This window comes from Hymenobacter setariae (genome assembly GCF_007713685.1).
Taxonomy (GTDB): domain Bacteria; phylum Bacteroidota; class Bacteroidia; order Cytophagales; family Hymenobacteraceae; genus Hymenobacter; species Hymenobacter setariae.
The window spans coordinates 459,052-474,469 of record NZ_VMRJ01000002.1; the positions used below are offsets into that span (position 1 = coordinate 459,052).

Annotated in this window: 12 protein-coding genes; 7 read left to right on the top strand and 5 right to left on the bottom strand. The window is 57.5% G+C overall.

Annotated elements, in window-relative coordinates:
* Positions 1–36 precede the first annotated feature (36 nt).
* Both FNT36_RS08370 and FNT36_RS08375 read right to left on the bottom strand, forming a co-directional pair.
* Positions 37–1,338, bottom strand: a complete 1,302-nt coding sequence (locus tag FNT36_RS08370) for a nucleotide sugar dehydrogenase (RefSeq protein ID WP_144846342.1) — start codon at positions 1,336–1,338, stop codon at positions 37–39.
* A 31-nt stretch (positions 1,339–1,369) separates the two neighbouring features.
* Positions 1,370–1,999, bottom strand: coding sequence for an acyltransferase (locus FNT36_RS08375; RefSeq protein WP_144846344.1), 630 nt, complete (start codon positions 1,997–1,999; stop codon positions 1,370–1,372).
* Positions 2,000–2,189: 190 nt separating this feature from the next.
* Between FNT36_RS08375 and FNT36_RS08380 the strand changes: the two genes are divergently transcribed.
* Both FNT36_RS08380 and FNT36_RS08385 read left to right on the top strand, forming a co-directional pair.
* Entirely contained in the window at positions 2,190–2,729 is a 540-nt protein-coding gene (locus FNT36_RS08380) for a carbohydrate binding domain-containing protein (protein WP_144846346.1), read from the top strand.
* Positions 2,730–2,830: 101 nt separating this feature from the next.
* Entirely contained in the window at positions 2,831–4,288 is a 1,458-nt protein-coding gene (locus tag FNT36_RS08385; RefSeq protein ID WP_144846348.1) for a hypothetical protein, read from the top strand.
* Positions 4,289–4,379: 91 nt separating this feature from the next.
* Here the strand turns inward: FNT36_RS08385 and FNT36_RS08390 are convergent, their stop codons facing one another.
* Positions 4,380–5,105 carry a glycosyltransferase family 2 protein gene (locus FNT36_RS08390; RefSeq protein ID WP_144846350.1) on the bottom strand — a complete coding sequence of 242 codons (726 nt, stop codon included), beginning with the start codon at positions 5,103–5,105 and terminating at the stop codon, positions 4,380–4,382.
* A 209-nt stretch (positions 5,106–5,314) separates the two neighbouring features.
* Here FNT36_RS08390 and FNT36_RS08395 point away from each other — a divergent pair, with 209 nt between their 5' ends.
* Positions 5,315–6,670, top strand: coding sequence for a hypothetical protein (locus FNT36_RS08395; RefSeq protein ID WP_144846352.1), 1,356 nt, complete (start codon positions 5,315–5,317; stop codon positions 6,668–6,670).
* A 44-nt stretch (positions 6,671–6,714) separates the two neighbouring features.
* Here the strand turns inward: FNT36_RS08395 and FNT36_RS08400 are convergent, their stop codons facing one another.
* Positions 6,715–7,500, bottom strand: a complete 786-nt coding sequence (locus tag FNT36_RS08400; RefSeq protein WP_144846354.1) for an SDR family oxidoreductase — start codon at positions 7,498–7,500, stop codon at positions 6,715–6,717.
* A 199-nt stretch (positions 7,501–7,699) separates the two neighbouring features.
* On the opposite strand from FNT36_RS08400, the gene FNT36_RS08405 reads away from it, so the two are divergent.
* Entirely contained in the window at positions 7,700–8,239 is a 540-nt protein-coding gene (locus FNT36_RS08405; RefSeq protein WP_144846356.1) for a 3-hydroxyanthranilate 3,4-dioxygenase, read from the top strand.
* 63 nt (positions 8,240–8,302) lie between these two features.
* Here the strand turns inward: FNT36_RS08405 and FNT36_RS08410 are convergent, their stop codons facing one another.
* A complete protein-coding gene (locus FNT36_RS08410) occupies positions 8,303–10,081 on the bottom strand; it encodes a serine hydrolase domain-containing protein (protein WP_144846358.1) in 1,779 nt (592 codons plus the stop codon).
* A 473-nt stretch (positions 10,082–10,554) separates the two neighbouring features.
* Here FNT36_RS08410 and FNT36_RS08415 point away from each other — a divergent pair, with 473 nt between their 5' ends.
* The 3 genes from FNT36_RS08415 to FNT36_RS08425 all read left to right on the top strand — a co-directional run bounded on the left by FNT36_RS08415 (position 10,555) and on the right by FNT36_RS08425 (position 15,409).
* Positions 10,555–12,696: a type 1 glutamine amidotransferase family protein gene (locus FNT36_RS08415; RefSeq protein WP_233635787.1), complete on the top strand. Its 2,142-nt coding sequence runs from the start codon at positions 10,555–10,557 to the stop codon at positions 12,694–12,696.
* 300 nt (positions 12,697–12,996) lie between these two features.
* Positions 12,997–14,697, top strand: a complete 1,701-nt coding sequence (gene pafA, locus FNT36_RS08420) for an alkaline phosphatase PafA (RefSeq protein WP_144846362.1) — start codon at positions 12,997–12,999, stop codon at positions 14,695–14,697.
* Between the two features lie 157 nt (positions 14,698–14,854).
* On the top strand, positions 14,855–15,409 hold the full coding sequence (locus FNT36_RS08425; protein ID WP_144846364.1) for an inorganic diphosphatase: 555 nt from the start codon (positions 14,855–14,857) through the stop codon (positions 15,407–15,409).
* Positions 15,410–15,418 lie beyond the last annotated feature (9 nt).

The following is a 15,418-nucleotide window of genomic DNA, read 5'->3' on the forward strand; positions in this document are numbered from 1 at the left end:
GCGGTTATGCGCTAAGTGCCAATTACTAAGCACTGCTTAGAGGCTCCAGTAATGTAGCTCCTGCATTGGCCGGGCGCGATACAAGCCTTTGATATCGACTAGCACGGCGTTGTCGGCCGTGATTGACTGGAAGTAGGCTTCATCCTTTTCCAAGTAAGGCTTGTGGCTTACGGCCACAATGACGGCATCGTAGTCGGTGCGCACCTTCTCGGGAGCCGTGAGGCGGAAGCCATACTCGTGGTGCAGTTCGTCGGAGCTAGCGTGCGGGTCCACGATATCGACATTGACGGAGAAGTTTTTCAGTTCCTGAATCACATCGGCTACCTTCGAGTTGCGAATGTCTTCTACATTCTCCTTAAAGGTGGCACCCATCACTAGCACGCGGCTTTTGGCCACGTCCTTGCCGCGCTTAATCATCATTTGCACCGTTTTGCGGGCGATGTATGCACCCATATTGTCGTTAGTGGTGCGTCCACTCAAGATAACCTTCGCGTCGTAGCCTAGCTCCTTAGCCTTGTAAGTCAAGTAGTAAGGGTCAACGCCGATGCAGTGGCCACCAACTAGGCCAGGGCTAAATTTGAGGAAGTTCCACTTGGTGCCGGCCGCTTCGAGTACCTCGTAGGTATTGATGCTCATGCGGTCAAAAATCATCGAGAGCTCGTTCATCAGGGCGATGTTCACGTCGCGCTGGGTGTTCTCGATAATCTTGGCCGCCTCGGCCACCCGAATGCTGCTAGCGCGATGCACGCCGGCATCTACTACTAGCTCGTAGACTTTGGCAATGGTATCAAGGCTCTCCTCGTCGCAGCCACTCACCACCTTCACAATGCGGCGCAGGGTGTGCTCTTTATCGCCGGGGTTGATGCGCTCGGGCGAGTAGCCCACTTTGAAATCGCCGTTGGCGAAGTTCAGGCCCGAAAGCCGCTCCATCACCGGAATGCAGTCTTCCTCTGTGCAGCCCGGGTACACCGTGCTTTCAAATACTACATAGTCACCCTTTTTTAGCACTTTACCTACCGAGCTGGAGGCACCGAGTAGCGGCTTAAGGTCGGGCTGGGCGTGCTCGTCGATGGGCGTGGGCACGGCCACAATAAAAAAGCGAGCCTCGCGCAGCACGTCGAGCGAGTCGGTAAACGCGATGTCGCAGCCCTCAAAGGCTGCACTATCCAGCTCACCGCTTGGGTCTTGGTGGTTGCGCATCATCTCCACGCGGCCAGCATTGATGTCGAAGCCAATAACTGAGAGTTGCTTAGCAAATTCGAGGGCAATGGGTAGGCCCACGTAGCCGAGGCCAATAACGGCCAGCTTGGCTTCTTTGCGGAGGAGTTCGTCGTACACGTCTATTGAATTAGGAGTTATAGATGTTGAATCAAGAATTGGTACTGCTGGCGATGGGCACTTCATTGCGTAGCAGCACAGCCGTTTGGTCGGGGCTGAGTTCGTACTGCTCACCGCTTTCGGGGCAGGTGGCGTGGCCAGCCGCGTCAAACGCCAAGCGGTGGCCGTAGGTGCTTACCCAACCGTGCTGCCGGGCGGGGTTGCCGTAGACCAGCGCAAAGGCGGGCACATCCTGGGTGACCACACTGCCGGCTCCTACAAAGGCGTAGCGACCTAGGTGCACGCCGCACACCAGCGTGGCATTGGCTCCGACGCTGGCCCCGCGCTCGAGGTAAGTGGGTAGGTAGTGCTCAGCGCCCCGGCGCGGCACAGCGCTGCGCGGGTTTTTTACATTAGTAAATACCACTGAGGGACCTAGGAACACGTCGTCTTCGCATACCACGCCGCTGTAGAGGCTCACGTTGTTTTGCACCTTCACATTGCGGCCTAGGGTCACGCCGTCAGCCACGAACACGTTTTGGCCCAATGAACAATTTTCGCCTAGCACAGCACCCGCTGCCAGGTGGCAAAAGTGCCAGATACGGCTGCCCGCCCCCACGTGGCAGCCGGCATCGAGCACGGCGCTGGGATGGGCATAGAACTCAGCAGCAGATTCGGCCACGGGTCGAAAACAAGGGTTGGCGCTCGCAAAGGTAACAGCCCGAGTGGGGTTGCAGGGCAAGGTAACGTTGTGTAGCACCTAGGAGCTACTCTACGCCCGCGGTGGCTCTAGGTGCCGCTAGGGCCGCTGGTAGCTTGGTAGCACTGGCTTCTATCTTTGCCAATGCTGGAATTTCACTCCATACTACCACATGAAAAATATTACCCTGCTATTTTGCTTGGCGTTGCTAGGGGCTTGCTCATCCAATAATAAGGAGGTCAAAACCACGGATGGAGCTACGGTTGTGACCTTTAACGATTTTGAAGCCGGAGGCGGGTGGCTCTCAGACCCTACGCTCATTGTCAAGGGGCAGGCGCACTCGGGGCAGTACGCAATGGTAGTAAACAAGGACCACGAGTATAGCCTTACGTTCAACAGTACGCTCGGTATGCTCAGTCCACGTAAGTTTAAGAAGCTGCGCCTGGAGGCGTGGGCGTACATGCCAGATGCAAACGCTACAGGCAACCTAGGAATCCAGGTAATGGACGCCAGCGACCAAAAGCAGGTTTATGGCGATGGCATCAGTTTTCGCACGGCTGTCAAAAAATACGGCGAGTGGGTGCCGATTAGTAAGGAATTTGTAATGCCCGACAACATCACGGCCAACCAACATCTACGCATGTTTTTGTGGCGTGCCGATGCGCAAAGCGAAGTGCTGGTCGACGATATCAAGCTGAGCATCGTCGAGTAGTCGTTTTGGCAATTGGTGCCCGGGCGCCCGCCTAGGTAGCCGCTCAGGCCAGTCTAAGCGCTATACCAGCTTGGGCTACATTCACCCTCCTTGCTTCCTCGATGAACAAGCGGTATCTCACCGGCGTGCTGCTGGTATTCGTGCTGGCTGATTTGGTTTTTACCTATTGGCAAAACTACCTGCTGCCGCTCGATGGCGACATGGTAGCGGTCACCTTCCCCTCGCCATTTTACAGCCAAGTACTAAAAGACCCTTTTGGCTGGTCGGTGCTCACGCAAAATGCCGTTTACGCGGCTCCTAACCGCTTTTTTGCTCATGCCTCGGTATACTACTACTGGCGGCATGTGCCGCTGCTATTGCACGCCGTGCTCGACCCAATTAGCAGTCTTTACGCCGCCAATGCGCTATTTACGGCGGCCGTGCAGGCCGCTTTAGTGGGCCTGCTGGCGTTTTACATCCGGCGGGCCAGCGGTGAGCCGCAGGGCTGGCTGGGGCTGGCGGCGGCGGCGGCGCTGCTGGTGCCATTGTTTCAGCGGCATGGCTACTACCAGCAATTGGGACTGCTTGATTTATCTAGTACCTATACTTTCTTTTACGCGCTCCCGCTGGTGCTGGTATTAGTGCTATTGTGGCCTTTCTTCCGGGCGGCGTGCCAGCGGCAGCCATTGCGGCTGTCGTGGGCGTCGCAGTTGGCCTTGGTAGGGCTTATGGTAGTTATCGGCTTTCACGGGGTCATCGCCACGGCCGCTTTGGCCGTGGTGCTGGGCTGCATCGGCTTGTATTGGGCTTGGGGAAAAGTGCGAACTTGGCGCTATCCGCATCCACAGGAGTCGGCCAGCCAGTGGCTATCGGGCCAAGCCATTGGGCTGCTGGCAGTGCTAGCACTCATTTGCCTGTATTCCATTTATATCGGGCGCAACAACATTGAAAATTCGCACGACCATACCCTAGGTGAGCTGTTTCGGCTGTTGCCTACAGGGGTGTATGAATACTTCATCGCGCAGCCAGCATTACCAATATTAACCGGGCTGCTGCTGCTGAATGCCCAACTGTTGCGCCGCCTGCCCGAGGGTACGCCCGGTCGACAGCGCGTGCTACAGCTTCTGCGCTGGATAGGGGTGTACACTGTCTTTTATTTGCTGCTACTGCCTTTTGGGGGCTACCGGCCCTACCGGCCCTACCTGCTGCGCAACGATTCTATTTCGCCCATCTTGGTAGGGCTGTTTTTTGCCTATGGAGTGTCAAGCTACCTGCTGCTATTCCGGCTGCGGGGCCGCGGGCACACGCTATACCTTGTAGTTATCTGCCTATTCAGCGCCCTGCTGATGAGCGCTGACGCCCGGCCCAAGCTAGCCGATAATAACAATGATTGCCAGCGCTGGGCGCTCGACCAGCTAGCGCGAGCCACCGAGCCAGTGGTGGAGTTGTCGACTTACTGTAATGTGCTGACCTGGTTGCCATTCAACGAATACCACCAATCAGAGATACACGCGCAGATGTTGAAATACTGGGGTGTGACGAAGAAGGAGCAGCTGTTTTACCAAAAGCCGGCTAAGTAGCTGTGTCGTTAGCTAGCTACTAGGTATGAAAGTGTGTAGTCAGCTAACTACATAGCTGCAATTTGCAGTAACCTAATTATACAGCGGGGGATTAACTTTTGAAAAGGCCGTATTTGAATATGCAGAAAATGGCCCGAAAGCCGTCGCGCCAACCGATTTTTTTGCCTTCAGCATAGGTGCGGCCGTAGTAGCTAATGCCAACCTCGTAGATGCGTACGCCGGGTATCCGCGCCACCTTTACCGTCACTTCGGGCTCGAAGCCAAAGCGCTTTTCTTCGAGTTGCAAGCCCTGCACGAGGTCGCGCCGAAACAGCTTGTAGCAGGTTTCCATGTCGGTCAAGTTAAGGTCGGTGACCATGTTCGACAGAAAGGTGAGCAGTTGGTTGCCGATGCTGTGCCAAAAAAACAGGATGCGATGCGGGTTGCCACCCATAAAACGCGAGCCGTACACCACATCAGCAAAGCCTCGCAGGATGGGCTTGAACAGTAGATTGTACTCCTCGGGGTCGTATTCGAGGTCGGCATCTTGCACGATGACGTAGTCGCCAGTGGCCTCGCGGATGCCGGTGTGCAGGGCGGCGCCCTTGCCTTGGTTTACGGTGTGGTGCAGCAGACGCAGGCGCAACTCGGGGTAGCGGATAGCATATGCCTGAATGACATCGGCCGAGTTATCGGTCGAACAGTCATCGACCAGAATAATCTCTTTGCTGATGTTATTCACCAACTGCAGCCCGCGCAGCAAGTCCAGAATCTGGTGAATTGTGCGCGCCTCGTTATAGACGGGGATGACGATGGAGAGCGTGTCGAATTTTACCAAGGATACGGCCGGCTGGCTAGCTGCCACCCCCTGCGGGTAGGCTGCGCACAGTGCAGAAGAAAGCCAAAACTAGAAACTAAATGCCAGAAGCTCGCGCGGTAAGGCGCTCGCCAACGCGGCCAGCCCCGGACCTAGGCCGCCCAGCCACCATTACATTTGGCCCCGATTGCCGGCGGTAGCGAAACCGGCCGCGACGTTTTTGCTGCTCGATGAAGTCACGTACCGTTTTCTGGCTGGTAGCGGCCTTGATGCTGCTAGCCGTGTATCAAAAAAGCCGGTGGAACTCGCTGGAGGTATTTGACTGGGATGCCGGTGGGTATTTCTCCTACCTGCCGACTGTATTTATCTACCACGACCCGGGCCGGGCCGATTCGCTGGCGCGAGTGGTGCAGCAGCGCCTAGCCGAAAAAGACCACGATATCGGGCGCCTAGGTATCCGCCGGCTCGATAATGGCCAATTTCTAACCAAGTATGCCCCCGGCGTAGCGCTCAGCCAGCTGCCTTGGTTTGCGGGGGCGCATGCCTACTCGTACTGGCAAGGCTTGCCCACCAACGGATTCTTCTGGCCCTACCAAGAAGCGGCCTTGCTGGCTGGTATGGCCTATGCCATACTGGGGCTGTGGGTGCTGCGCAAGCTGCTGCTGCGCTATTTTTCTGACCGGGTAGTGGCGTGGACGCTAGCGGGCATCGGCCTAGGTACCAATTATTTTGTGTATGCCACTCACGAGGCAGCTAATGCCCACGCCGTCTTGTTCTTGTGGCAGGCCTCGCTGCTGTACTGCACTGCCCGCTGGTACGAGCGGCCAGCGTCGCGCTGGGCGCTGGGTATGGGCTTGTTTCTAGGGCTGGTGACGCTCACGCGTCTTAGCGAAGCTATTTACGTGCTCATCCCGCTTACCTGGGGGCTTACTAGCTGGGCCGCTCTGCGGCAGCGGCCTAGGCTGCTGCTGCGCTACGCGGGGCAACTAACCCTAGCAGCTGCGCTGGGCTTGGCAGTAATAAGTCTGCAGTTCATTTGGTGGCATATGGTGAGCGGGCACTGGATGGTTGAAAACTACCCCGGCGAGCATTTCGATTTTGTGCACCCGCATATTATCGATGGGCTTACCAGCATTCGGCGGGGCTGGCTGGTGTATACCCCCCTGGTAGTGCTCATCTTGGGATGGGGTGTGCCGCAGCTACCGCGCTACGTGCCAGCAGCCATGCCCACGGTACTAGTAGTGGTGCTGACCGTCGTTTATATCACATTTAGCTGGGAGCAGTGGTGGTACGGCTGGGGCTTTAGCACGCGTCCGCTGGTGAGCTTGTACCCCTTGCTGGCGCTGCCACTGGGGGCAGCTATGGCGAGTGTGCGCCCACTGGCTACCGCCCGTAAGCTGGTGCGAGGGTTCGTGCTCTTTTGTATTGTGCTTAACACGTGGCAGGGGTGGCAGTACGTCAACAACGTATTGCCCGGCGATGAAATGACTGCTGAGCTCTACCGCGAGCGGTTTTTTCAGGTCCCGCCTTTCTTCCCGGCTGGCCCTCGGCCCAATGTGCCGCCGCCCCCGCCGGTGGTCTGGTAGCAGGAGCGGGCGCTAGGTGGTTACTAGTTAGTTAGTTATTTGTGTTACAGGCTGCTCGTGCGCCCGCCATCTACGGGCAGGTTGGTGCCGGTGATGTAGCCTGCCGCCGGCGAAGCCAAAAATGCCACAGCCGCCGCCAGCTCGCTGGCTTGCCCAAAGCGGTGCGCCGGAATCTGCCGGAGCATAGCGGCCTCTACTTGCTCTCTAGGTTGGCCGGTTTCAGCTATTTTTTTCTCGATAAGCGACTCGTGGCGCTGCGTGACGGTGGCCCCCGGTAACACATTGTTTACCGTAATGCCTTGGCTGGCTACTTCATTAGCCAGAGTTTTGGCCCAGTTCGCTACGGCGCCACGGATAGTATTGCTCACGCCCAGGCCGGGTAGGGGAGCTTTAACGGAAGTACTAATAATGTTGATGATGCGCCCGTAGCCCGCCGCGGCCATGCCCGGTACTAGTGCCTGCGCTAGCAGTTGGTTGCAGATAACGTGTTGGGCAAAAGCGCGCTCAAAATCGGCGGGCGTGGCGTCTAGCAGCGGCCCGGCGGGTGGCCCACCCGTGTTATTGACTAAGATGTGAAAGCCCGCGGAGTGGGCACCTAGGTAGCCTGACACGGCTGCTGCTACTTGAGACGGCTGGGTAAAGTCGGCTACTAAGAAGTCATGCACTTGGCCAGCGGGCGTGGGCAGGGCGGCGGCCACTGCGCGCAGGGCCGCCTCATTGCGGGCGATAAGCGTGACTACGGCGCCTGCTTCGGCCAGGGCCTCGGCTATGGCCCGGCCGATGCCTTGGGTGCTGCCGCCCACTAAGGCGCGGTAAGAAGAAAGAGTCATGGAGCTTGAGGAAGTAGGTGATGAAGTAAGAAGGCGAATAGCCGTTCTTACGAAGAGAAGCGATAAAAGAGCCTTTCCTTTACGCTCTGCAAACGTATGATTGCGTATGGTGCCGCCAAGGAAAGCGGCTTGAGTCTGCCTCGTAAGGCCAGCCGCCCGCGTCGCCATCCTATCATTCCTTTACCTTCTCACCTCTCTCATGATTTCTCGCCCTTTCAATTTTCAGAAGTGGGTAGCCGAGCACCGGCACCTGCTTAAGCCGCCGGTTGGCAACCAACAGGTTTTTAAAGACAACAAAGACTTTATTGTAATGGTAGTGGGCGGCCCCAATGCCCGCAAAGACTACCATGTAGACGAAGGCGAAGAGCTGTTTTGGCAGCTCGAAGGCGAGATGACCGTCAAAATCATCGAGGACGGAAAGCCGGTGGATATTGTGATTGGGCCCGGCGACATGTTTTTGCTGCCGCCTGGTGTGCCGCACTCGCCACGCCGCCCGGCCGGCACCGTGGGCCTAGTGCTAGAGCGTTATCGCACGGCCGGCGAGCTCGATGGCTTTCAGTGGTACTGCGAAAACTGCGGCAACAAGCTCTACGAAGAGTATGCCGAGATAACGGATATCGTGGCCCAACTGCCGCCCATCATGGACCGCTTTTGGGCCAACGATGACCTGCGTACCTGCAAAGTGTGCGGCACCTATATGGAGGCGCCCGCTAAGCCAGCTGCCGAGCCCGCCCGATAGTACTAGGGTAGTAGGGTTAGGATAGAAACTGGTCCTAGGTGCTAGTTGCTAAGCCGTAAGAACTTAGTGCTTGGTAAAAGGCCAAACGCTCTTCCTGCTAGCCTCTTGCATTCGGGGCAGAGTGGCCCTAGAGGGTAGCGGTTGTGCTAGGGTAGCGTTCTCCGAGGTCGAAGGGCCTTGTGCTACTAGCTGCCCCTGTGGGCGAGGTCCTTTAGAAAACAAGCTGGCGAGAGCACTACCTAGGTGCCACTTGTTGCGAGTGGGCTTGGTATCGAGCGCAAGCATTTGCTGCGCGTTGCTAATGGGGCCTAGCACCACGGGCGGGCTACCTTCGAGGGTGTACACAGGGTGGTGGCCAGTTGTGGCATCTTGGCGGTACTCTACTACGCGGGCGTAGTAGGTGTGCTGGGGGTCTAGGGGCGGTAGCCAGGCGCTGGTGCCCCGCTCGATAGCCACGATGCGCGTGCCATCGGCAAGGGTGCTGGCCACGCGGTAGGTGGTTCCGTCTACAGGAAAGGCAGTGCTGGGACTATCGGCTTTGAGCAGCACCAGCCGGTGCGTGCCCGAGCCCGCCGCCCAAGTAAGGTGCGTAGGGCTCGCCGACCGCACGCTGGCTTGCACAGTATGAGCAGCCTGCTCGGGCGCAAATAGGTCGTGCGTTGGCCAGCTCTTAATGGCAGTCCGCCACTTTCCGCCTAGCGCAGTCAGCTCTTGCCAAAACTGTGTCGAGCTGTTGTTGGTATTGAGCAGGATGGCCCAAGTGTAGCCATCGGCCGTGCGCATTAGGAGGCTGGCCGAGCCATCGAGGCAGCCAGTGTGCCACCACGTGCCACCACTCACCATCCAGCCTTTGGCGTAGTAGGTATTCATGGCCGAAGGCTCGGTCATGCTGCGCAGCGTGGCGGTGGCGAGTAAGGGCGCCCGCGATGCCAAGCTATCGGTGGCTACTACCAGCCGCACTAGGTCGCGGGCCGAAAACAGCCAGCCGCCGTGCGCATTCATGGCCTCTACTTGGTAGCCCCCGTTGGCGGCGGGCACCTGCTGCGCGGGGTCGTAGCACGAGGGCAAGCAGTAGGCGCTCTGGTAGGCGCTTTCGCGTTCGTGGCGGGCGGCGGGTAAGTTGCGCCCTAGGTGCGCCTCGAGCACGCCGCTGGGCTGCAGCACGTGCTGGCGCACCCAGGCTTCGTAGGGCTGGTGCGTCACCGCTTCCAATACCTTGCCCAATACGAGGTAGCCGGTATTAGAGTAGGCGAACCGGGTGCCAGGCTCAAAATTCAGCCCTTGCCGCAGCATATAGCGAATGAGGGTCGAATCGCCGACAGGGTTAGCAACACCCATCACAGCCGCTACGTGGGTTGGAAACTCGACGGGGTCGCAGGCACCGTAACCGTCGCAGCCAACGCTGCGGTCCCAGCCAGCAGTGTGCTCCAGCAGCTGCTGCACCGTGATGCGGTAGAGGCGCGCATCCCGAATTTCTTGGGTGTACGCGGTGGCCCCTAGGTAGCCTTGAGGGCCGAATACGGGGTGCGAGAGGTTGATTTTGCCTTCCTCCACCAGCTTCATAATGGCCAGTGCGGTGACTGTTTTGGAGAGGCTGGCCACCCGTAGCAAGTGGTAGGGCTGCATGGGCGTGGTGCGGGCCACATCGGCGTAGCCAAAGGCTCGCTCATACACCAGCTTGTCATCCTTGGCTAGCGCTACGGATGCACCGAGCACTTTCCAGCGCTGCATAAACTGCTGCATCGTGGCATCGCAGGGCGCGAGAGCAGGTACTGCCACGCCGGTTTGAGCGAGGCTGCGCAGGCCTAGCAATCCCAGCAAGAAGGTAAAGAGTAGTTTCAAACGACAATCTGCTAGCCCAATCCCTGATTTCGTTGATGTAACGGCACAGTTTGGTATTAGCAAATTTATTGTATTTAATTAAGCAATAAAATGCAGGTTTAATGAATAATATTTAATTTTTCTAAGAGTCATACTTGGGTGGTAATTAGGTGGCGGCACCTTAAGCTTGCTATTGGGTTGATAGGGTAGTTTTATTCGCCTTCGAATGATAGACCCCAATAATCAATGAATGTAATTTGTTGATGCTTGATAAGCAGGTTTAATTTATATGAATTGTATTATTTAACTGTTTTTGTTCAGGCGATATTCATCTGTTGGCGTAGCTACAGCAATCCTCGGCAATGCTTAGTGAGCTTACCTTGCCGGCTCTAGGCTACCGTTGCGCGCTACTTGCTAGGCAAGGGGGTGGCAACGGGTTAATAGTAATTTGTAAAGCAATGAGCCGCTGCATACTTCTCAGAAAACTTAACCTAATGTTGTGGTGCGTGGGTGGGCTGCTTGGGCAGCCGGCAGCGGCGCAAGTAGCACGCTCTAAAACCGAAACCACGTCCTTCCAAATCGACCAGCCGTGGAGCGCCGCCGTCGATGTGCGGTCCGACATCGTGATGCTCTATGGCATTGGCGATGATTTCCCAACTCGGGCGGCTTCTTGGCAGGGCAAGGGCTACAATGTGCAGTTTATGACGGGTATTGCCTGGGGCAATTACCAGCCTTACTTCGAGGGTAAGTTTGATGGCCGGCCGCACCCAGAAGATGTTCAGCTAGAGCGCGATGGCACGCGCATCATGCACGGCCCTACGGTGCCCTACGTGGTGCCTTCGCAGCATTACCTCGACTACATGAAAACCCAGGTCAAGCGGGCCATCGACTTCGGGGTGACGGCCATATACTTAGAGGAACCTGAGTTTTGGGCTCGCGGCGGCTACAGCGAAACCTTTAAGAAAGAGTGGCAGGACTACTACCACTTTGCCTGGATGCCGCAGCACGAGTCGCCGGAGGCTACGTACTTGTCTTCAAAGCTCAAGTACCAGCTGTATTTCAGAGCTTTGAAGGAGATATTTTCTTATATCAAGACATACAGCGAAAGCAAGGGCCAGCGGGTGAAATGCTTTGTGCCCACGCACTCGCTGCTCAATTACTCGGCCTGGGAAATTGTGAGCCCCGAAGCCAGCCTAGCCGCGCTGCCAGGCATGGACGGCTACATTGCCCAGGTGTGGACTGGTACTGCCCGGGTGCCCAATTACTTCAATGGTGTGAAGAAAGAGCGGGTCTTTGAAAATGCCTTTCTGGAGTACAGCTCGGTGCTGTCGATGACCGCGCCCACTAAGAAAACGGTCTACTTCCTGACCGACCCCATCGAGGATGGCGTGCGCAGCTGGGATGACTACAAGAAAAACTACGAGGCCACCTTCACAGCCGAGCTGATGTTTCCGAGTGTCAATCACTTCGAAGTGATGCCGTGGCCCAATAGAATCTACCAAGGTAAGTTTCCGGTGCGCGATAAGACTGAGCTGCAACCTATTGCGCCTGCCTACGCCACTCAGATGCAAGTGATGATAAACGCCCTCAATACCATGCCGCAGGCCGCCACCCAGGTCAGCGGCAGCAAGGGCGTGGCGGTGCTGCTCGGCAACTCGATGATGTTTCAGCGGTTTCCGGTGCACAAGGGCTACGAAGACCCACAGCTGTCTAATTTCTACGGCTTGGCGCTGCCGCTCTTCAAGCGCGGCGTGCCAGTAGACCTAGTGCATATGGAGAACCTAGGGTACCCCGAAGCCCTGACGCAAACCAAAGTGCTGCTCGTGTCTTACGCCAACATGAAGCCGACTTCTGCGCTGGTGCACGAGAAGCTAGCCGCTTGGGTGAAAGCCGGTGGGGTGCTGGTATACTATGGCAAGGACGCGGACCCGTTTCAGCAGGTGAAAGAGTGGTGGAACACTGGCAGCTTCCACTACGATACGCCATTGGCGCATCTGCTACAGCTTATGCAGCTGCCTGCTAGCCAGCAGGATGGGGTCTATGCCTACGGCAAGGGAAAGGTGTATGTCACCAAAACGGACCCCAAGGAGCTAGTTATGCAGCCGCAGGCCGACCAGTCATTTATCAAGCAGCTGCAGCAAGCATATGAGCGCGATGCTCGTGCGGGCCAGTTGCAATTCAAAAACTCTTACCGGCTCGACCGCGGCCCCTACACACTGGCCGCGGTGTTGGATGAAAACGAAAACCAAGAGCCCCTAGTTATTCAGGGCCCCCTGCTAGACCTATACGACCCCGAACTGCCTGTGCTGCCATCCAAGTCGGTGGCGCCTACCAAGCAGGCTTTTCTATACCGGCTGCCGTCGCCCAAAGAACGCAAGCTACCTAGGGTACTGGCTGCGGCTGCGCGGGTCTATGACTTTAAAGCGCAGCCTACCAGCGTGTCGTTTTCTACTAAAAGCCCCGCTAATACGAACAATGTCATGCGCATCTTGCTGCCTAGCAAGCCAGGCAAAGTAGCCGTGACACGCGGCGGCACGTCTGAATCCGCCACGTACGCCTGGGATGCCCAAAGCAGCACGCTGCTGCTGAAATTTCGCAATTATTCGGAGGCAGTAGACGTCAAAATCAGTTTGTAAATGTCTTGCTGAGCTAGCATGCTCATCGCTCGTGTTGCCCCACCCCCGGCCCCTCCCCTCCGGGAGAGGGGAGCCTAATGTAAAAAGTGCCGTTGACACTATGCAACGAGCAGCCTATCGATTGCCCATCGTTAATTGACGATAGGCTCCCCTCTCCCGGAGGGGAGGGGCCGGGGGTGGGGTAGTACGCCAATTAACCTTCTAGGTCATTGTGCATCGTTAAACCTACCGTAATGCAGTGCCGTGCAGCCAAAATGGGTGGTCCGGTATCTTTGCCCACCGGTTCACACGGTTTACTGCATGAAAAAAATACTGTTGTTGTCGTTGCTCGCGCTGCCGGCGCTGGCCCAGAAGAAGGGCGCGGCCCTCGAGCGCCCCAAGTTGGTAGTGGGCATCGTGGTCGACCAAATGCGCTACGACTACCTCTACCGCTACTGGAGTAAGTTCGGCAGCGACGGCTTTCGGCGCCTCCTAGGTGAGGGCTTTAGCTACGAAAGCTGCCACTACAACTACGTGCCCACCTACACCGGGCCGGGCCACGCCAGCGTGTACACGGGCACCACGCCCGCCAACCACGGCATTGTGGGCAATAACTGGTATGAGCGCGAAGTCGGCAAAGGCACCTACGTCACCGACGACAAAACTGTGCAGGCCGTAGGCGGCTCGGCGGCAGCCGGCCAGATGTCGCCGGCCCACATGCTCACCACCACCATCACCGACGAGCTGCGCCTGGCCACCAACTTCCAAAGCAAGGTAATCGGGCTGAGTATGAAGGACCGGGGCAGCATTTTGCCCGCCGGCCACGCCGCCAACGCTGCCTACTGGTACGACGGCGTTAGTGGCGCCTTCATGAGCAGCACCTTCTACACCAAGGAGCTGCCGGCTTGGGTGCAGAAGTTTAACGCCGCTGGCCATGCCGCCGAGTACCTCAGCAAGCCCTGGACCACGCTGCTGCCCATTGCCGACTACACCGAGAGCTCGCCCGACGATGTAGCCTGGGAATCGGCTTACAAGGGCGAGGCCAAGCCCGTGTTTCCGCATGACCTGCCGGTGCTGAGCGGCGCAACGCCAACAACTGTAGCTGCCACCATGCGCGCCGCCGGCGAAAAGCCCGCTAAGGCCACTTCTCAAAATCTTGACCTTATCCGCTCTACGCCGTTTGGCAACTCGCTCACGGCCGACTTTGCCCTCGAAACCCTGCGCGCCGAGCAAATGGGCCTAGGTAGCCAAACTGACTTCTTGGCCGTTAGCTTCAGCAGCACCGACTACGTGGGCCACCAGTTTGGCACCACTGCCATCGAAACCGAGGACACGTACCTGCGCCTCGACCGCGACCTAGCCCGCCTGCTGGCCGGCATCGACAAGCAAGTAGGGAAGGGCAATGCCCTGGTGTTCCTCACCGCCGACCACGCCGCCAACCAAGCGCCCGGCTTCCTCGAAGCCCACAAGCTGCCCGGCGGCGGCGTAGGCCCGGCCATTGTGCGCGATACGGTGCAGCGCGTGCTGGCCCGCCAGCACGGCCCCGGCCAGTGGGTGCTGAGTTACGAAAACCAGCAGGTTTATCTCAATCGCCCGCTCATCGCTCAGAAAAAGCTGAACTTGAGCCAAATACAGGAGGAAGTGGCTGACATTCTCCGCGCCCAGCCGCACATTACGGAGGCCATCACGGCCCACGACCTGCTGCACGGTAGCTGGAACGAAGGCCTAGGGCATTATCAGCAAAATGGCTTCCACGCCTCGCGCTCGGGCGATGTGCTGGCCGTGCTGGCCCCCGGCTGGCTCGAAGCCTATGGCTACCCCGTGGTGAAAGGCACAACCCACGGCGCCTCCTGGGCCTACGATACCCACGTGCCGCTCTTGTTTTGGGGCTGGCACGTGCGCCACGGCGAATCGGCAGCGCCAGTCAAAATCGTGGACATTGCGCCCACCGTGGCTCGCTACCTGCACATTCAGGAACCTAGCGGCTGCACGGGCACGCCACTTACCGAAGTAATGAAATAAAGTAACCGAATTTAATTGGGGAAGAAAAAGTCGATTGCTGCTGAAGTAGATAGCAGTAGCGTCAGCTTTTTCTTTTTCAGGGCCGCATCTGTCGCATCTTTGTCACGTAATTGCCAGCCCGATTTCCCCTTCCCCTCACCTCTTCACTCCATTTAACGTGGCCCATTTTAACCCTTGGCACGACGTATCGCGCGGCGATAACCTTCCCGAAACTGTAACTGGCATTATTGAAATCCCGAAGGGTAGCAAAGGCAAGTACGAACTCGACAAAGACAGCGGCCTGCTCAAACTCGACCGCGTGCTGTTCTCGGCTGTGCATTACCCCGCCGCCTACGGCTTTATTCCGCGCACGTACTGCGACGACAAAGACCCGCTCGATATCTTGGTGCTGTGCTCGGTTGACATTCCGCACATGTGCGTAGTCGAGGCCAAAGTAATCGGCGTAATGCAGATGCTTGACCAAGACGAGGAAGACGATAAAATCATCGCCGTAGCCGCCCACGACGTGAGCGTGAATCACTACAACGAGCTCGCCGACCTGCCGCCCTACATGATGCTCGAAATGCAGCGCTTCTTCGAAGACTACAAAGCTCTCGAAAAGAAGCACGTAGAAGTAAAGCAGTTCCTAGGTCGCGAAGATGCCTACCGCATCATCAACGAGAGCGTGAAGCTCTACGAAGAAACTTTCGGCGCCGAGCACCAGCAAGCGTAAGTGTTGCAG